General features: G+C 52.5%; 12 protein-coding genes, 4 tRNA genes and 1 pseudogene. 15 read left to right on the top strand and 2 right to left on the bottom strand.

The window, feature by feature from the left end; translation table 11 throughout:
* Positions 1 to 196 precede the first annotated feature (196 nt).
* Together murB and birA are read left to right on the top strand one after the other, a co-directional pair.
* The gene (gene murB / locus ACI2JR_RS24100; protein WP_462479644.1) at positions 197 to 1,225 is read left to right on the top strand and encodes a UDP-N-acetylmuramate dehydrogenase; all 1,029 of its coding nucleotides are present in this window, start codon (positions 197 to 199) and stop codon (positions 1,223 to 1,225) included.
* Positions 1,222 to 2,184 carry a bifunctional biotin--[acetyl-CoA-carboxylase] ligase/biotin operon repressor BirA gene (gene birA, locus ACI2JR_RS24095; RefSeq protein WP_132731958.1) on the top strand — a complete coding sequence of 321 codons (963 nt, stop codon included), beginning with the start codon at positions 1,222 to 1,224 and terminating at the stop codon, positions 2,182 to 2,184. The genes murB and birA overlap by 4 nt, the downstream gene beginning before the upstream one ends.
* Positions 2,185 to 2,229: 45 nt before the next feature.
* On the opposite strand, the gene coaA is transcribed toward birA, so the two are convergent.
* Together coaA and ACI2JR_RS24085 are read right to left on the bottom strand one after the other, a co-directional pair.
* Positions 2,230 to 3,180, bottom strand: coding sequence for a type I pantothenate kinase (gene coaA, locus ACI2JR_RS24090; RefSeq protein ID WP_132731959.1), 951 nt, complete (start codon positions 3,178 to 3,180; stop codon positions 2,230 to 2,232).
* Between the two features lie 415 nt (positions 3,181 to 3,595).
* A pseudogene (locus ACI2JR_RS24085) lies at positions 3,596 to 3,676 on the bottom strand (hypothetical protein); the annotation flags it as partial.
* 37 nt (positions 3,677 to 3,713) lie between these two features.
* Between ACI2JR_RS24085 and ACI2JR_RS24080 the strand changes: the two are divergent.
* The 13 genes from ACI2JR_RS24080 to rpoC all read left to right on the top strand — a co-directional run bounded on the left by ACI2JR_RS24080 (position 3,714) and on the right by rpoC (position 17,791).
* A tRNA-Thr gene (locus tag ACI2JR_RS24080) sits at positions 3,714 to 3,789 on the top strand.
* A 10-nt stretch (positions 3,790 to 3,799) separates the two neighbouring features.
* A tRNA-Tyr gene (locus ACI2JR_RS24075) sits at positions 3,800 to 3,884 on the top strand.
* 119 nt (positions 3,885 to 4,003) lie between these two features.
* A tRNA-Gly gene (locus ACI2JR_RS24070) sits at positions 4,004 to 4,078 on the top strand.
* Positions 4,079 to 4,083: 5 nt separating this feature from the next.
* A tRNA-Thr gene (locus ACI2JR_RS24065) sits at positions 4,084 to 4,159 on the top strand.
* Between the two features lie 115 nt (positions 4,160 to 4,274).
* On the top strand, positions 4,275 to 5,459 hold the full coding sequence (tuf, locus tag ACI2JR_RS24060) for an elongation factor Tu (protein ID WP_132731961.1): 1,185 nt from the start codon (positions 4,275 to 4,277) through the stop codon (positions 5,457 to 5,459).
* A 229-nt stretch (positions 5,460 to 5,688) separates the two neighbouring features.
* A complete protein-coding gene (gene secE, locus ACI2JR_RS24055) occupies positions 5,689 to 6,072 on the top strand; it encodes a preprotein translocase subunit SecE (protein WP_132731962.1) in 384 nt (127 codons plus the stop codon).
* Position 6,073: 1 nt separating this feature from the next.
* Positions 6,074 to 6,619, top strand: a complete 546-nt coding sequence (nusG, locus tag ACI2JR_RS24050) for a transcription termination/antitermination protein NusG (protein ID WP_002438628.1) — start codon at positions 6,074 to 6,076, stop codon at positions 6,617 to 6,619.
* A 153-nt stretch (positions 6,620 to 6,772) separates the two neighbouring features.
* Complete coding sequence (rplK, locus tag ACI2JR_RS24045) at positions 6,773 to 7,201, top strand: 50S ribosomal protein L11 (RefSeq protein ID WP_004097640.1); 429 nt, start codon at positions 6,773 to 6,775, stop codon at positions 7,199 to 7,201.
* A gap of 3 nt (positions 7,202 to 7,204) precedes the next feature.
* Positions 7,205 to 7,909 (top strand): 50S ribosomal protein L1, encoded by a 705-nt coding sequence (rplA, locus tag ACI2JR_RS24040; protein WP_004118413.1) that lies wholly within the window; start codon positions 7,205 to 7,207, stop codon positions 7,907 to 7,909.
* Between the two features lie 299 nt (positions 7,910 to 8,208).
* Positions 8,209 to 8,706 (top strand): 50S ribosomal protein L10, encoded by a 498-nt coding sequence (rplJ, locus tag ACI2JR_RS24035; RefSeq protein ID WP_001207203.1) that lies wholly within the window; start codon positions 8,209 to 8,211, stop codon positions 8,704 to 8,706.
* Between the two features lie 66 nt (positions 8,707 to 8,772).
* On the top strand, positions 8,773 to 9,138 hold the full coding sequence (gene rplL, locus ACI2JR_RS24030; RefSeq protein ID WP_004118416.1) for a 50S ribosomal protein L7/L12: 366 nt from the start codon (positions 8,773 to 8,775) through the stop codon (positions 9,136 to 9,138).
* Between the two features lie 324 nt (positions 9,139 to 9,462).
* Complete coding sequence (rpoB, locus tag ACI2JR_RS24025) at positions 9,463 to 13,491, top strand: DNA-directed RNA polymerase subunit beta (protein WP_132731963.1); 4,029 nt, start codon at positions 9,463 to 9,465, stop codon at positions 13,489 to 13,491.
* Positions 13,492 to 13,567: 76 nt separating this feature from the next.
* A complete protein-coding gene (rpoC, locus tag ACI2JR_RS24020; protein WP_132731964.1) occupies positions 13,568 to 17,791 on the top strand; it encodes a DNA-directed RNA polymerase subunit beta' in 4,224 nt (1,407 codons plus the stop codon).
* Positions 17,792 to 17,840 lie beyond the last annotated feature (49 nt).

Raw genomic sequence — 17,840 nt, 5'->3', positions numbered from 1 at the left:
GATGGTAGTGTGGGGTCTCCCCATGTGAGAGTAGGGAACTGCCAGGCATCAAATCAGTAAGAAGCCCATCCTCGCGGATGGGCTTTTTGCGTTTTCAGCCAATGGAAATCTGACCGTTCCCGCACAGTCGCATTCAGGCAAGCCTTCCCCCATCATATACGGTAAACTAGTGCTGATTTTGCATCAGGAAGCCACTATGAATCATTCCCTCAAACCCTGGAATACCTTTGGCATAGACCGTACCGCCAAAGCGATTGTACGTGCAGAAAATGAACAGCAGCTGCTGTCTGCCTGGCGAAAAGCCACAGCAGAAGATTGGCCTGCTTTGATCCTCGGCGAAGGAAGCAACGTGCTCTTCCTGGAGGATTACGCCGGTGCGGTGATTATCAACCGTATTATGGGAATTGAGGTTACCGAAACGCCTGATGCCTGGCATTTGCATGTGGGAGCAGGAGAAAACTGGCATCAACTGGTGCAGTTTACGCTGGATAATGACATGCCCGGTCTGGAAAACCTCGCGCTGATCCCGGGTTGTGCCGGCTCTTCGCCTATTCAGAATATTGGTGCTTATGGCGTTGAATTACAACGTGTTTGTCAGTATGTCGATTGCATAGAGCTGGCCACGGGACATAAACAACGCCTCCCTGCCAGCGAATGCCGTTTTGGCTACCGTGACAGTATTTTTAAACATGAGTATCAGGATCGCTATGCCATTGTCGCCGTAGGGCTCAGGCTGGAAAAGGTCTGGCAGCCGGTTTTAACCTATGGTGGCCTGACCCGCCTTGACCCGCAAACCGTCACCCCACGCCAGGTATTTGATGCAGTTTGCCATATGCGAATGACTAAGCTTCCCGATCCTAAGGTAAATGGTAATGCGGGCAGTTTCTTTAAAAATCCGCTCATCAGCGCAGAGAAAGGGCAAGCGCTGCTGGCTGAATTCCCGAATGCGCCGTATTACCCACAGGCGGATGGCAATATCAAACTCGCTGCGGGATGGCTTATCGACCAATGCCAGCTTAAAGGCAAAACCATCGGTGGGGCAGCGGTACACCGCCAGCAGGCTCTGGTATTAATCAACGACGACCATGCAACCAGCGAAGATGTGATTCAGCTGGCTCATCACGTCCGTCAGCAGGTAGGCGAGAAATTCCATGTCTGGCTACAGCCGGAAGTCCGCTTTATTGGCGCAACTGGTGAAGTCGATGCAGAGGAGACTATTGCATGAGAGATAATACGGTCCCCCTGACGTTAATCGCCATTTTAGCTGACGGCGAATTTCATTCCGGGGAGCAGTTAGGCGAACATCTGGGGATGAGCCGGGCGGCAATCAATAAGCACATTCAGACTTTGCGCGACTGGGGAGTTGACGTCTTTACCGTTCCTGGTAAGGGTTACAGTCTGCCCGAGCCGATCCAGCTACTGGATGAAAAGCGAATTGCCGCGCAGATCGAAAGTGGTCGCGTGACGGTACTCCCGGTCATTGACTCGACTAACCAGTATCTGCTGGATCGGATCAACGAGCTGCAATCTGGCGATGCCTGTGTGGCCGAGTATCAACAGGCTGGTCGCGGCCGGCGTGGACGTAAGTGGTTTTCGCCATTTGGGGCCAACCTCTATCTCTCCATGTACTGGCGACTGGAGCAGGGGCCTGCCGCGGCGGTTGGGCTGAGTCTGGTCATTGGGATTGTCATCGCTGAAGTTCTCCAGAGCCTGGGTGCGGATAAGGTTCGGGTGAAGTGGCCGAATGACCTTTATCTGCAGGATCGTAAACTGTCGGGCATTCTGGTCGAGCTGACAGGGAAAACCGGCGATGCGGCGCAGATCGTCAGCGGTGCCGGGATTAACCTGGCCATGCGGCACGTGGAGTCTGAAGTGGTGAATCAGGGGTGGATTAGCTTGCAGGAAGCTGGCGTTTCCATCGATCGTAATACGTTGGCCGCGCGCCTGATTAAAGAGCTCCGTGCCGGTCTTCAGCTCTTCGAGCAGGAAGGGCTGGCGCCTTACCTTGCACGCTGGGAAAAATTAGATAATTTCCTCAATCGTCCGGTGAAACTTATTATTGGAGATAAGGAGATCTTTGGTATTTCCCGTGGTATTGATACCCAAGGCGCATTATTGCTCGACCAGGATGGCGTGATTAAGCCGTGGGTGGGCGGTGAAATATCATTACGCGGTGCAGAATAAATGAGGAAAGGGAGCCAAAGCTCCCTTTTTTTATATTCACAATGTCTATTTTCGTAACCGAACCTGATCCACTGAGTGATTCGCACTTTTCGTCATGATAAGACTGGCTCGCTCGCGGGTTGGAAGGATATTTTCTTTAAGATTCAGTAGGTTGATTTCATTCCATAATGAGGTGGCGATGTTCACAGCCTCATCTTTAGACAGCTTTGCATAATTATGGAAATAAGAGTCCGGATCGGTGAATGCCCCTTCCCGGAATTTTAAAAAACGGTTGATATACCATGTTTTCAACATTTCCTCTGGCGCGTCGACATATATAGAAAAATCAACAAAGTCAGAAACAAATACATGGTGCGGGTCATGCGGATAATCCATCCCGCTTTGTAATACATTCAATCCTTCGAGAATTAAAATGTCCGGCTGGGCGACCGTTTTATCGCCATCGGGGATCACATCGTAAATAAGATGCGAATAGACCGGGGCAGTTGCATTCGGAATACCGGATTTCAGATCGGAGACGAACTTGACCAGCCGGTGCATATCATAAGATTGCGGAAACCCTTTCTTCTTCATCAGCCCGCGTTCTTTCAATACGGCATTAGGATGTAAGAAGCCATCGGTCGTTATCAATTCAACATGACGATGTTCCGGCCAGCGGCTGAGCAGCGCCTGCAATACGCGTGCGGTCGTACTTTTGCCTACCGCAACGCTGCCAGCGATACTGATGATATAGGGAATGCGTTGACCGTTAGTTCCGAGGAATTGTTCAAGTACGGCCTGGCGGCGCAAGTTAGAACTGATATAGAAGTTAAGCAAACGCGACAGCGGCAAATAGATCTCTGCGACTTCTTCAAGGGAAAGATCTTCGTTGATGCCTTTTAACCGCGTGATTTCTTCCTCTGTTAGCGTCATCGGAACGGAATCACGAAGTGCAGCCCATTGGTTGCGGTTAAATTGTAGATAGGGTGTCATTAACGTCTGCTCTTTTTTGCTCATAAGCATGTTCTTAGCATCGCCAAATCGAACGGCGCGAGGGATGCTTCACACAAGTTAATCAGGACAATGGGCAGGAGGGTAACACCAGATTGCGAGGAATAATAAGAAAAAAACTCATTGAATGACGCTTTCTAATGCAGGCATCACAAGAGTGAGGTTTGAGGGCAACGGCGTATAAAGAAGATGTTGCGGCCGCAGCTGGCGGGCGTCAATACCGCTAATGTCTATCGGGATAACCGGCGGCGACGCGTCTGAAGCAAACTGGTGAGACCTTTTCCAGCGCACAGAAAGTGCAATGAGGGTGTTGCAGCGTCGGGGGGAACGCCAATACCGGCCAAAAATGCCTGCCTCTGGCAAAATACGGCCTGTTGAAGATCGATTTGTGACACGCGGAACGTCGGTTTTTTGTTCTTCTCTGTTTGAAATTACACCGTTTTTCCTTGTTTGAGCACAAAATATGAGCGATGGAACATTTTATGCAATTTTTTAGTTGCATGAACTCGCAGGTCTCCCTAAAATGCGCGCTACTTGATGCCGACTTAGCTCAGTAGGTAGAGCAACTGACTTGTAATCAGTAGGTCACCAGTTCGATTCCGGTAGTCGGCACCATCAAGTGCCTGGTGGGGTTCCCGAGCGGCCAAAGGGAGCAGACTGTAAATCTGCCGTCATCGACTTCGAAGGTTCGAATCCTTCCCCCACCACCATCTTTCGGCAACGCTTTGCGAAGCCAGAGTTGCTTGGTTAAACTAATCAACTCAAACAGAAAAAGAGATGAATCTCTTTTTTTTGTTATAGAAAGAACTGGGTAGCCGAGTTTCAGGATGCGGGCATCGTATAATGGCTATTACCTCAGCCTTCCAAGCTGATGATGCGGGTTCGATTCCCGCTGCCCGCTCCAGACGTGCTGATATGGCTCAGTTGGTAGAGCGCACCCTTGGTAAGGGTGAGGTCCCCAGTTCGACTCTGGGTATCAGCACCACTTCTTTATCTCTCCTTCCCTGTTTCTCTCTGTTTATTGCATTCAACAAGTCGGGCATGTTGCCCGGTTGATGTGGTGATATCACCGATTTATCCGTGTCTTAGAGGGACAATCGATGTCTAAAGAAAAGTTTGAACGTACAAAACCGCACGTTAACGTCGGTACTATCGGCCACGTTGACCATGGTAAAACAACGCTGACTGCTGCAATCACTACCGTTCTGGCTAAAACCTACGGTGGTTCTGCTCGCGCATTCGACCAGATCGATAACGCGCCGGAAGAAAAAGCTCGTGGTATCACCATCAACACTTCCCACGTTGAATACGACACCCCGACTCGCCACTACGCACACGTAGACTGCCCGGGCCACGCCGACTATGTTAAAAACATGATCACCGGTGCTGCTCAGATGGATGGCGCGATCCTGGTTGTTGCTGCGACTGACGGCCCGATGCCGCAGACCCGTGAGCACATCCTGCTGGGTCGTCAGGTAGGCGTTCCGTACATCATCGTGTTCCTGAACAAATGCGACATGGTTGATGACGAAGAGCTGCTGGAACTGGTTGAGATGGAAGTTCGTGAACTGCTGTCTCAGTACGATTTCCCGGGCGACGACACTCCGATCGTTCGTGGTTCCGCTCTGAAAGCGCTGGAAGGCGAAGCAGACTGGGAAGCGAAAATCATCGAGCTGGCTGGCTACCTAGATTCCTACATCCCGGAACCAGAGCGTGCGATTGACAAGCCGTTCCTGCTGCCGATCGAAGACGTATTCTCCATCTCCGGTCGTGGTACCGTTGTTACCGGTCGTGTAGAGCGCGGTATCATCAAAGTGGGTGAAGAAGTTGAAATCGTTGGTATCAAAGATACTGCGAAATCTACCTGTACCGGCGTTGAAATGTTCCGCAAACTGCTGGACGAAGGCCGTGCGGGTGAGAACGTTGGTGTTCTGCTGCGTGGTATCAAACGTGAAGAAATCGAACGTGGTCAGGTACTGGCTAAGCCGGGTTCCATCAAGCCGCACACCAAATTCGAATCTGAAGTTTATATCCTGTCCAAAGACGAAGGCGGCCGTCATACTCCGTTCTTCAAAGGCTACCGTCCGCAGTTCTACTTCCGTACAACTGACGTGACTGGCACCATCGAACTGCCGGAAGGCGTAGAGATGGTCATGCCGGGCGACAACATCAAAATGGTTGTTACCCTGATTCACCCGATTGCGATGGACGATGGTCTGCGTTTCGCAATCCGTGAAGGCGGCCGTACCGTTGGCGCGGGCGTGGTAGCAAAAGTTCTCGGCTAATCGCTGATAACATTTGACGCAATGCGCAATAAAAGGGCATCATTTGATGCCCTTTTTGCACGCTTTCGAACCAGAACCTGGCTCATCAGTGATTTTTTTTGCCATAATCATTGCTGAGACAGGCTCTGTAGAGGGCGTTAAGTCCGAAACGCAGCAGAGCATTTCGGTTTGGTTGCCTCGCTCTCGCGGGGCAAAATTATTTGTCTGAATTCTTGTGACAGGTTGGTTTATGAGTGCGAATACCGAAGCTCAAGGGAGCGGGCGCGGCCTGGAAGCGATGAAGTGGGTGATCGTTGCTGTGCTGCTGATTGTGGCCATCGTAGGCAACTTCCTTTATCGTGACATTATGCTGGCGGTGCGTGCGCTGGCCGTAGTGATTCTGATCGCTGCTGCCGGTGGCGTCGCGCTGTTAACCACTAAAGGTAAGGCGACCGTCGCCTTCGCCCGCGAAGCGAGAACCGAAGTCCGCAAGGTTATCTGGCCAACTCGCCAGGAAACGCTGCACACCACGCTGATTGTTGCTGCGGTTACTGCGGTAATGTCACTGATCCTGTGGGGACTGGATGGTATTCTGGTTCGCCTGGTATCCTTTATCACTGGCCTGAGGTTCTGAGATGTCTGAAGCTCCTAAAAAACGTTGGTACGTCGTTCAGGCGTTTTCCGGTTTTGAAGGTCGCGTAGCTACCTCGTTGCGTGAACATATCAAATTACACAATATGGAAGAGTTGTTTGGCGAAGTCATGGTGCCGACCGAAGAAGTGGTCGAGATCCGTGGTGGCCAGCGCCGCAAGAGCGAGCGCAAATTCTTCCCGGGTTACGTTCTGGTCCAGATGGTAATGAACGACGCAAGCTGGCACCTGGTGCGTAGCGTACCGCGCGTGATGGGCTTTATCGGGGGTACTTCTGACCGTCCGGCACCGATCAGCGATAAAGAAGTTGATGCGATCATGAATCGCCTGCAGCAGGTTGGCGATAAGCCGCGCCCGAAAACGCTGTTCGAGCCGGGTGAAATGGTACGCGTTAGCGATGGTCCGTTCGCTGACTTTAACGGCGTGGTTGAAGAAGTTGACTACGAGAAGTCTCGTCTGAAGGTCTCTGTTTCCATCTTCGGCCGTGCTACTCCGGTTGAACTGGACTTTGCCCAGGTAGAGAAAGCCTAACCGGCGATCAAAAAAGCAGCGATTTAATCGTTGCATGAGGCGCGAAATTGACATACAATTTCGCGCCTTTTGTTTTTATGGGTCCGATTCCCATAAAACGATATTTATCACGGGGAGCCTTTTCAGGCGCTACACCCAAACGAGGAAATTTAAATGGCTAAGAAAGTACAAGCCTACGTCAAGCTGCAGGTTGCAGCTGGTATGGCAAACCCGAGTCCGCCGGTTGGTCCAGCACTGGGTCAGCAGGGTGTGAACATCATGGAATTCTGCAAAGCGTTCAACGCCAAAACTGAATCCCTGGAAAAAGGTCTGCCAATCCCGGTTGTTATTACCGTTTACGCTGACCGTTCTTTCACCTTCGTTACCAAAACTCCGCCGGCAGCCGTTCTGCTGAAAAAAGCGGCTGGTATCAAGTCTGGTTCCGGTAAACCGAACAAAGACAAAGTAGGTAAAATTTCCCGCGCTCAGCTGCAGGAAATCGCGCAGACCAAAGCTGCCGACATGACTGGTTCCGACATTGAAGCGATGACTCGCTCCATTGAAGGTACTGCACGTTCCATGGGCCTGGTAGTGGAGGACTAAGAAATGGCTAAACTGACCAAGCGCATGTCCGTGATTCGTGACAAAGTTGATGCGACCAAACAGTACGACATCAACGAAGCCATCTCTCTGCTGAAAGAACTGGCTACTGCTAAGTTCGTTGAAAGCGTAGACGTTGCCGTTAACCTCGGCATCGACGCTCGTAAATCTGACCAGAACGTCCGTGGCGCGACTGTACTGCCGCACGGTACTGGCCGTTCCGTTCGCGTAGCCGTATTTGCCCAGGGCCCGAACGCTGAAGCTGCTAAAGCTGCAGGCGCCGAGCTGGTAGGTATGGAAGATCTGGCTGACCAGATCAAAAAAGGCGAAATGAACTTTGACGTTGTTATTGCTTCCCCGGATGCAATGCGCGTTGTTGGCCAGCTGGGCCAGGTTCTGGGTCCGCGCGGCCTGATGCCAAACCCGAAAGTGGGTACCGTTACTCCGAACGTTGCTGAAGCGGTTAAGAACGCTAAAGCAGGTCAGGTTCGTTATCGTAACGACAAAAACGGCATCATCCACACCACCATCGGTAAAGTGGACTTCGACGCTGACAAACTGAAAGAAAACCTGGAAGCTCTGCTGGTTGCGCTGAAAAAAGCAAAACCGACTCAGGCTAAAGGCGTGTACATCAAGAAAGTTAGCATCTCCACCACCATGGGTGCTGGCGTTGCCGTCGATCAAGCTGGTCTGAGCGCTTCTGCGAACTAAGATTAGCTTTACGTGGGCGGTGAATTTGTCTACAATTCTACCCCCACGTTTCTGCTAACCCCGGTTAGACAGATAAAAACAGATTTGTTCGTTGGAGCCTGGCCTATCCAGGCCTCCGTCGAAGACCGCAGGTGTTTCGTCAGAAACTTAATCCCCTGCGTAGACGGTGACAGAACGCTAAGATTATTTTTGGATACTCTTGCTTGTTTCTGCTCACCGTATTAAAGACGCTCTTTCGTTGGAAAGAGTGAAGTGAGTTCCAGAGCATAAGCTCTGGCAAACATCCAGGAGCAAAGCTAATGGCTTTAAATCTTCAAGACAAACAAGCGATTGTTGCTGAAGTCAGCGAAGTAGCCAAAGGTGCGCTGTCTGCAGTAGTTGCGGATTCCCGTGGCGTTACTGTTGATAAAATGACTGAACTGCGTAAAGCAGGTCGTGAAGCTGGCGTTTACATGCGTGTTGTTCGTAACACCCTGCTGCGCCGCGTCGTTGAAGGTACTCAGTTCGAGTGCCTGAAAGACACGTTTGTTGGTCCGACCCTGATTGCATACTCTATGGAACACCCGGGCGCTGCTGCTCGTCTGTTCAAAGAGTTCGCGAAAGCGAATGCAAAATTTGAGGTCAAAGCTGCAGCCTTTGAAGGTGAGCTGATCCCGGCGTCGCAAATCGACCGCCTGGCAACTCTGCCGACCTACGAAGAAGCAATTGCACGCCTGATGGCAACCATGAAAGAAGCTTCGGCTGGCAAACTGGTTCGCACTCTGGCTGCTGTACGCGATGCGAAAGAAGCTGCTTAATCGCAGTTATCTTTATAAAGCGCTCGCTTACGTATAAACTTATTCTGATATTCAGGAACAATTTAAATGTCTATCACTAAAGATCAAATCATTGAAGCAGTATCCGCTATGTCCGTAATGGACGTTGTTGAGCTGATCTCTGCAATGGAAGAAAAATTCGGTGTTTCCGCTGCTGCTGCTGTCGCTGTAGCTGCTGGCCCGGCTGAAGCTGCTGAAGAAAAAACTGAATTCGACGTAATTCTGAAAGCTGCTGGCGCTAACAAAGTTGCTGTCATCAAAGCAGTACGTAGCGCAACTGGCCTGGGTCTGAAAGAAGCTAAAGACCTGGTAGAATCTGCACCGGCTGCACTGAAAGAAGGCATCAGCAAAGACGACGCTGAAGCTCTGAAAAAATCTCTGGAAGAAGCTGGCGCTGAAGTTGAAGTCAAATAAGCCAACCCTTCCGGTTGCAGCCTGAGAAATCAGGCTGAGGCTGGTGACTTTTTGGTCACCAGCCTTTTTGCGCTGTAAGGCACCAGTAGCGTTTCACGCTGTTTGACTACTGGTTTGTCTTTCAATGCTTGTTTCTATAGACGACTTAATATACTGCGACAGGTTAGGGTTCCTGAGCTGTGTAAATCGCAACGAAATGGTTTAAGCGTGATAGAAACAGGCATTGCGGAAAGTGTTCCATTTTCCGGTCCACAAAATAGTGTTGCATAAAAAACTGCCTTATTTAGGCAGACGGGTCGACTTGTCAGCGAGCTGAGGAACCCTATGGTTTACTCCTATACCGAGAAAAAACGTATTCGTAAGGATTTTGGTAAACGTCCACAAGTTCTGGACATACCTTATCTCCTTTCCATCCAGCTTGACTCGTTTCAGAAGTTTATCGAGCAAGATCCTGAAGGGCAGTACGGTCTGGAAGCTGCTTTCCGTTCCGTGTTCCCGATTAAAAGCTACAGCGGTAACTCTGAGCTGCAATACGTCAGCTACCGTCTGGGCGAACCTGTTTTTGATGTTAAAGAATGTCAGATCCGTGGCGTGACCTATTCGGCACCGCTGCGCGTTAAGCTGCGTCTGGTGATCTACGAGCGCGAAGCGCCGGAAGGCACAGTAAAAGACATTAAAGAACAAGAAGTCTACATGGGCGAAATTCCGCTCATGACCGACAACGGTACCTTTGTTATCAACGGTACCGAGCGTGTTATCGTTTCTCAGCTGCACCGTAGCCCGGGCGTCTTCTTTGACTCTGACAAAGGTAAGACTCACTCTTCCGGTAAGGTCCTGTATAACGCACGTATTATTCCTTACCGCGGTTCCTGGCTGGACTTCGAGTTCGATCCGAAAGACAACCTGTTTGTCCGTATCGACCGTCGTCGTAAGCTGCCGGCTACCATCATCCTGCGCGCGCTGAATTACACCACTGAGCAGATCCTTGACCTGTTCTTCGAGAAAGTGGTCTTTGAAATTCGCGACAACAAGCTGCAGATGGAACTGGTACCGGAGCGTCTGCGCGGCGAGACGGCCTCCTTCGACATCGAAGCTAACGGCAAAGTCTACGTCGAAAAAGCCCGTCGTATTACCGCTCGCCATATCCGTCAGCTGGAAAAAGACGATATCAAGCATATCGAAGTTCCGGTTGAATATATCGCGGGCAAAGTTGCTGCCAAAGATTATATCGATGAAGCAACCGGCGAACTGATCTGCCCGGCGAACATGGAGCTGAGCCTGGATCTGCTGGCTAAACTGAGCCAGTCTGGTCACAAGCGCATCGAAACGCTGTTCACCAACGATCTGGACCACGGTCCGTATATTTCTGAAACGGTTCGCGTCGACCCAACTAACGATCGTCTGAGCGCGCTGGTAGAAATCTACCGCATGATGCGCCCGGGTGAGCCGCCGACTCGCGAAGCGGCAGAAAGCCTGTTTGAGAACCTGTTCTTCTCCGAAGACCGCTACGATCTGTCCGCGGTAGGTCGTATGAAGTTCAACCGTTCTCTGCTGCGCGACGAAATCGAAGGTTCCGGTATCCTGAGCAAAGACGACATCATCGAAGTGATGAAGAAGCTCATCGATATCCGTAACGGCAAAGGCGAAGTCGATGATATCGACCACCTCGGCAACCGTCGTATCCGTTCCGTTGGCGAAATGGCGGAAAACCAGTTCCGCGTTGGCCTGGTACGTGTAGAGCGTGCGGTTAAAGAGCGTCTGTCTCTGGGCGATCTCGATACCCTGATGCCTCAGGATATGATCAACGCCAAACCGATTTCTGCTGCGGTGAAAGAGTTCTTTGGTTCCAGCCAGCTGTCACAGTTTATGGACCAGAACAACCCGCTGTCTGAGATTACGCACAAACGTCGTATCTCCGCACTCGGCCCGGGCGGTCTGACCCGTGAACGCGCAGGCTTTGAAGTTCGAGACGTACACCCGACTCACTACGGTCGCGTATGTCCAATCGAAACGCCTGAAGGTCCGAACATCGGTCTGATCAACTCCCTGTCCGTGTACGCACAGACTAACGAATACGGCTTCCTCGAGACTCCGTATCGTAAAGTGACCGACGGTGTTGTGACTGACGAAATTCACTACCTGTCTGCTATCGAAGAAGGCAACTACGTTATCGCTCAGGCTAACTCCAACCTCGATGACGAAGGCCACTTTGTAGAAGATCTGGTGACCTGCCGTAGCAAAGGCGAATCCAGCTTGTTCAGCCGTGACCAGGTTGACTACATGGACGTTTCCACCCAGCAGGTGGTTTCCGTCGGTGCGTCCCTGATCCCGTTCCTGGAACACGATGACGCCAACCGTGCGTTGATGGGTGCGAACATGCAGCGTCAGGCGGTTCCGACTCTGCGCGCTGATAAGCCGCTGGTTGGTACCGGTATGGAACGTGCTGTTGCCGTCGACTCCGGTGTTACCGCAGTGGCTAAACGTGGCGGCCTGGTTCAGTACGTGGATGCTTCCCGTATCGTTATCAAAGTTAACGAAGACGAGATGTACCCGGGCGAAGCAGGTATCGACATCTATAACCTGACCAAGTACACCCGTTCTAACCAGAACACCTGCATCAACCAGATGCCTTGCGTGTCCCTGGGTGAGCCAATTGAGCGCGGCGACGTGCTGGCAGACGGTCCGTCCACCGACCTCGGTGAACTGGCGCTCGGTCAGAACATGCGCGTAGCGTTCATGCCGTGGAACGGCTACAACTTCGAAGACTCCATCCTCGTCTCCGAACGTGTGGTGCAGGAAGATCGTTTCACCACGATTCACATCCAGGAGCTGGCGTGTGTGTCCCGTGACACCAAGCTGGGGCCGGAAGAGATCACCGCTGATATCCCGAACGTGGGTGAAGCTGCGCTCTCCAAACTGGACGAATCCGGTATCGTGTACATTGGTGCAGAAGTGACCGGCGGCGACATTCTGGTTGGTAAGGTGACCCCGAAAGGCGAAACCCAGCTGACGCCAGAAGAGAAACTGCTGCGTGCGATCTTCGGCGAGAAAGCGTCTGACGTTAAAGACTCTTCTCTGCGCGTACCAAACGGTGTCTCCGGTACCGTTATCGACGTTCAGGTCTTCACCCGCGATGGCGTGGAAAAAGACAAGCGCGCGCTGGAAATCGAAGAAATGCAGCTGAAGCAGGCCAAGAAAGACCTGTCTGAAGAACTGCAGATCCTCGAAGCTGGCCTGTTTGGTCGTATCTACGCGGTGCTGGTTGCCGGTGGCGTTGAAGCTGAGAAGCTCGACAAACTGCCGCGCGATCGCTGGCTGGAACTGGGCCTGACCGACGAAGAGAAACAAAATCAGCTGGAACAGCTGGCTGAGCAGTACGACGAACTGAAACACGAGTTCGAGAAAAAACTCGAAGCGAAGCGCCGTAAAATCACTCAGGGCGACGATCTGGCACCGGGCGTGCTGAAGATTGTTAAAGTATATCTGGCCGTTAAACGTCAGATTCAGCCTGGTGACAAAATGGCAGGTCGTCACGGTAACAAGGGTGTTATTTCTAAGATCAACCCGATCGAAGATATGCCTTACGATGAAAACGGCACGCCGGTAGACATCGTACTGAACCCGCTGGGCGTACCATCTCGTATGAACATCGGTCAGATTCTGGAAACCCACCTGGGTATGGCTGCGAAGGGCATCGGTGAGAAAATCAACGCGATGCTCAAACAGCAGCAGGAAGTCGCCAAACTGCGCGAGTTCATCCAGAAAGCGTATGACCTGGGTACAGATGTTCGTCAGAAGGTAGATCTGAATACCTTCACCGATGATGAAGTTCTGCGTCTTGCGGAAAACCTGAAAAAAGGTATGCCGATCGCCACGCCGGTATTCGACGGGGCGAAAGAGTCTGAAATCAAGGAACTGTTACAGCTGGGCGGCCTGCCGACTTCCGGTCAGATCACCCTGTTCGACGGTCGTACCGGTGAGCAATTCGAGCGCCAGGTTACCGTTGGCTATATGTACATGCTGAAACTGAACCACCTGGTTGATGACAAGATGCATGCGCGTTCTACCGGTTCTTACAGCCTGGTTACTCAGCAGCCGCTGGGTGGTAAGGCTCAGTTCGGTGGTCAGCGCTTCGGTGAGATGGAAGTGTGGGCGCTGGAAGCTTACGGCGCAGCATACACCCTGCAGGAAATGCTCACCGTTAAGTCTGATGACGTCAACGGTCGTACCAAGATGTATAAAAACATCGTGGACGGCAACCATCAGATGGAACCGGGCATGCCGGAATCCTTCAACGTACTGTTGAAAGAGATTCGCTCGCTGGGCATCAACATCGAACTGGAAGACGAGTAACTCTCGCTCAAACAGGTCACTGGTGCCGGGATAACACCCGGCGCCAGATTGTGCTAACTCCGACGGGAGCAAATCCGTGAAAGACTTATTAAAGTTTCTGAAAGCGCAAACTAAAACCGAAGAGTTTGATGCGATCAAAATTGCTCTGGCATCGCCAGACATGATCCGTTCATGGTCTTTTGGTGAAGTTAAAAAGCCGGAAACCATTAACTACCGTACGTTCAAACCAGAACGTGACGGCCTTTTCTGCGCGCGTATTTTCGGGCCAGTAAAAGACTACGAGTGCCTGTGCGGTAAGTACAAGCGCCTGAAACACCGTGGTGTGATTTGCGAGAAGTGCGGCGTTGAAGTGACCCAGACTAAAGTGCGTCGTGAGCGCATGGGCCACATCGAGCTGGCATCTCCGACTGCCCACATCTGGTTCCTGAAATCGCTGCCGTCCCGTATCGGCCTGCTGCTGGATATGCCGCTGCGTGATATCGAACGCGTTCTGTACTTCGAATCTTATGTTGTTATCGAAGGCGGGATGACCAACCTGGAACGTAACCAGATTCTGACTGAAGAGCAGTATCTGGACGCGCTGGAAGAGTTCGGTGACGAATTCGACGCCAAGATGGGTGCGGAAGCAATCCAGGCCCTGCTGAAGAGCATGGATCTGGAGCAGGAGTGCGAACAGCTGCGTGAAGAGCTGAACGAAACCAACTCCGAAACCAAGCGTAAAAAGCTGACCAAGCGTATCAAGCTGCTGGAAGCGTTCGTGCAGTCTGGCAACAAGCCGGAGTGGATGATCCTGACCGTTCTGCCGGTTCTGCCGCCAGATCTGCGTCCGCTGGTGCCGCTGGATGGTGGTCGTTTCGCGACTTCTGACCTGAACGATCTGTATCGTCGCGTCATTAACCGTAACAACCGTCTGAAACGTCTGCTGGATCTGGCTGCGCCGGATATCATCGTACGTAACGAAAAACGTATGCTGCAGGAAGCGGTAGATGCCCTGCTGGATAACGGCCGTCGCGGCCGTGCCATCACCGGCTCTAACAAACGTCCTCTGAAATCTTTGGCTGATATGATCAAAGGTAAGCAGGGTCGTTTCCGTCAGAACCTGCTCGGTAAGCGTGTTGACTACTCCGGTCGTTCTGTTATCACCGTAGGTCCATACCTGCGTCTGCATCAGTGCGGTCTGCCGAAGAAAATGGCCCTGGAGCTGTTCAAACCGTTCATCTACGGCAAGCTGGAACTGCGTGGCCTCGCCACCACCATCAAAGCCGCGAAGAAAATGGTTGAGCGTGAAGAAGCTGTCGTTTGGGATATCCTGGACGAAGTGATTCGCGAACACCCGGTACTGCTGAACCGTGCACCAACTCTGCACCGTTTGGGTATCCAGGCATTTGAGCCGGTACTGATCGAAGGTAAAGCTATCCAGCTGCACCCGCTGGTCTGTGCGGCCTATAACGCCGACTTCGATGGTGACCAGATGGCTGTTCACGTACCGCTGACGCTGGAAGCCCAGCTGGAAGCGCGTGCGCTGATGATGTCTACTAACAACATCCTGTCCCCGGCGAACGGCGAGCCAATCATCGTTCCGTCTCAGGACGTTGTACTGGGTCTGTACTACATGACCCGTGACTGTGTTAACGCCAAAGGCGAAGGCATGGTGCTGACTGGCCCGAAAGAAGCCGAGCGTATTTATCGCGCCGGTCTGGCCTCTCTGCATGCGCGCGTTAAAGTGCGTATCACTGAATACGAAAAAGATGAAAACGGCCAGTTCGTTGCGAAAACCAGCCTGAAAGACACGACCGTTGGCCGTGCGATTCTGTGGATGATCGTGCCGAAAGGTCTGCCGTTCTCTATCGTGAACCAGGCGCTGGGTAAGAAAGCCATCTCTAAGATGCTGAATACCTGCTACCGTATTCTGGGCCTGAAACCGACCGTTATTTTTGCGGACCAGACGATGTACACCGGCTTTGCTTATGCAGCGCGTTCAGGTGCATCCGTTGGTATCGATGACATGGTCATCCCGGAGAAAAAACACGAGATCATCAGCGAAGCGGAAGCTGAAGTTGCTGAGATCCAGGAACAGTTCCAGTCCGGTCTGGTTACCGCGGGCGAACGCTATAACAAAGTTATCGATATCTGGGCTGCGGCGAACGATCGTGTATCCAAAGCGATGATGGATAACCTGCAAACCGAAACCGTGATTAACCGTGACGGCGTAGAAGAGCAGCAGGTGTCCTTCAACAGCATCTACATGATGGCCGACTCCGGTGCGCGTGGTTCTGCGGCACAGATTCGTCAGCTGGCGGGTATGCGTGGTCTGATGGCTAAGCCGGATGGCTCCATCATCGAAACGCCGATCACCGCGAACTTCCGTGAAGGTCTGAACGTACTCCAGTACTTCATCTCGACCCACGGTGCGCGTAAAGGTCTGGCGGATACCGCACTGAAAACAGCGAACTCCGGTTACCTGACGCGTCGTCTGGTTGACGTTGCCCAGGACTTGGTCGTTACTGAAGACGACTGTGGCACTCTGGAAGGCATCACCATGACCCCGGTTATCGAGGGTGGCGATGTTAAAGAGCCGCTGCGCGATCGCGTACTGGGTCGTGTGACTGCTGAAGACGTTCTGAAGCCGGGTACGGCGGACATTCTGGTTCCACGCAACACGCTGCTGCACGAGCACTGGTGTGACCTGCTGGAAGAGAACTCCGTTGACTCCGTTAAAGTGCGTTCCGTTGTATCCTGCGACACCGACTTTGGTGTCTGTGCGCACTGCTACGGTCGTGACCTGGCGCGTGGCCACATCATCAACAAAGGTGAGGCTATCGGCGTTATCGCAGCACAGTCCATCGGTGAGCCGGGTACCCAGCTGACGATGCGTACGTTCCACATCGGTGGTGCGGCATCTCGTGCGGCTGCTGAATCCAGCATCCAGGTTAAGAACAAAGGTAGCATCAAGCTCAGCAACGCGAAGTCGGTTGTGAACTCTGCCGGTAAACTGGTAGTGACCTCCCGTAACACCGAGCTGAAGCTGATCGACGAATTCGGTCGTACTAAAGAAAGCTATAAAGTGCCTTACGGTGCTGTGATGGCGAAAGGCGATGGCGAGCAGGTTGCCGGCGGTGAAACCGTGGCAAACTGGGATCCGCACACCATGCCGGTTATCACTGAAGTTAGCGGTTTCATCCGCTTTACTGACATGATTGACGGCCAGACCATTACTCGTCAGACCGACGAGCTGACCGGTCTGTCTTCGCTGGTGGTTCTGGATTCTGCAGAACGTACCGCGGGTGGTAAAGATCTGCGTCCGGCACTGAAAATCGTTGATGCGAACGGTAACGACGTTCTGATCCCAGGCACCGATATGCCGGCTCAGTACTTCCTGCCGGGTAAAGCGATTGTTCAGCTGGAAGATGGCGTACAGATCAGCTCTGGTGACACCCTGGCGCGTATTCCGCAGGAATCCGGCGGTACCAAGGATATCACCGGTGGTCTGCCGCGCGTTGCGGACCTGTTCGAAGCACGTCGCCCGAAAGAGCCGGCAATCCTGGCGGAAATCAGCGGTATCATTTCCTTCGGTAAAGAAACCAAAGGCAAACGTCGTCTGGTTATCACACCGTTAGACGGTAGCGATCCGTACGAAGAGATGATTCCGAAATGGCGTCAGCTGAACGTGTTTGAAGGTGAACGTGTAGAGCGTGGTGATGTGGTTTCCGACGGTCCGGAAGCACCGCACGACATTCTGCGTCTTCGTGGCGTACACGCGGTAACGCGTTATATCACCAACGAAGTACAGGACGTTTACCGTCTGCAAGGCGTTAAGATTAACGATAAGCACATCGAAGTTATCGTTCGTCAGATGCTGCGTAAAGCGACCATCGAAAGCGCTGGTAGCTCCGACTTCCTGGAAGGCGAACAGGTTGAATACTCCCGCGTCAAGATTGCTAACCGCGATCTGGAAGCGAACGGCAAAGTGGCGGCAACTTACTCCCGCGACCTGCTGGGTATCACCAAAGCGTCTCTGGCAACCGAGTCGTTCATCTCTGCCGCATCGTTCCAGGAGACTACGCGTGTCCTGACCGAAGCAGCCGTTGCGGGCAAACGCGACGAACTGCGCGGCCTGAAAGAGAACGTTATCGTGGGTCGTCTGATCCCGGCAGGTACCGGTTATGCGTACCACCAGGATCGTATGCGCCGTCGCGCAGCGGGCGAACAGCCGGCTGCACCGCAGGTGAGCGTTGAAGAAGCTTCTGCTAACCTGGCAGAACTGCTGAACGCAGGCCTGGGCGGTTCCGACAACGATTAATCGTTGACGCTACGCTTAAAAAGCCGGTCAGGTTTCCTGATCGGCTTTT

The organism is Klebsiella sp. NPDC088457, assembly GCF_044900465.1.
Classification (GTDB): Bacteria; Pseudomonadota; Gammaproteobacteria; order Enterobacterales; family Enterobacteriaceae; genus Klebsiella.
The sequence above is the reverse complement of the archived record's forward strand: the minus strand, read 5'-3'. Positions and strand labels throughout refer to the sequence as shown.

Bases quoted from the DNA above. Each gene is read 5' to 3' on its own strand.
- rpoB (WP_132731963.1), top strand. From the start codon at position 9,463: ATGGTTTACTCCTATACCGAGAAAAAACGTATTCGTAAGGATTTTGGT.
- rplJ (WP_001207203.1), top strand. From the start codon at position 8,209: ATGGCTTTAAATCTTCAAGACAAACAAGCGATTGTTGCTGAAGTCAGC.
- tuf (WP_132731961.1), top strand. From the start codon at position 4,275: ATGTCTAAAGAAAAGTTTGAACGTACAAAACCGCACGTTAACGTCGGT.
- rplL (WP_004118416.1), top strand. From the start codon at position 8,773: ATGTCTATCACTAAAGATCAAATCATTGAAGCAGTATCCGCTATGTCC.
- rplA (WP_004118413.1), top strand. From the start codon at position 7,205: ATGGCTAAACTGACCAAGCGCATGTCCGTGATTCGTGACAAAGTTGAT.
- nusG (WP_002438628.1), top strand. From the start codon at position 6,074: ATGTCTGAAGCTCCTAAAAAACGTTGGTACGTCGTTCAGGCGTTTTCC.
- murB (WP_462479644.1), top strand. From the start codon at position 197: ATGAATCATTCCCTCAAACCCTGGAATACCTTTGGCATAGACCGTACC.
- birA (WP_132731958.1), top strand. From the start codon at position 1,222: ATGAGAGATAATACGGTCCCCCTGACGTTAATCGCCATTTTAGCTGAC.
- rplK (WP_004097640.1), top strand. From the start codon at position 6,773: ATGGCTAAGAAAGTACAAGCCTACGTCAAGCTGCAGGTTGCAGCTGGT.
- secE (WP_132731962.1), top strand. From the start codon at position 5,689: ATGAGTGCGAATACCGAAGCTCAAGGGAGCGGGCGCGGCCTGGAAGCG.
- coaA (WP_132731959.1), bottom strand. From the start codon at position 3,180: ATGAGCAAAAAAGAGCAGACGTTAATGACACCCTATCTACAATTTAAC.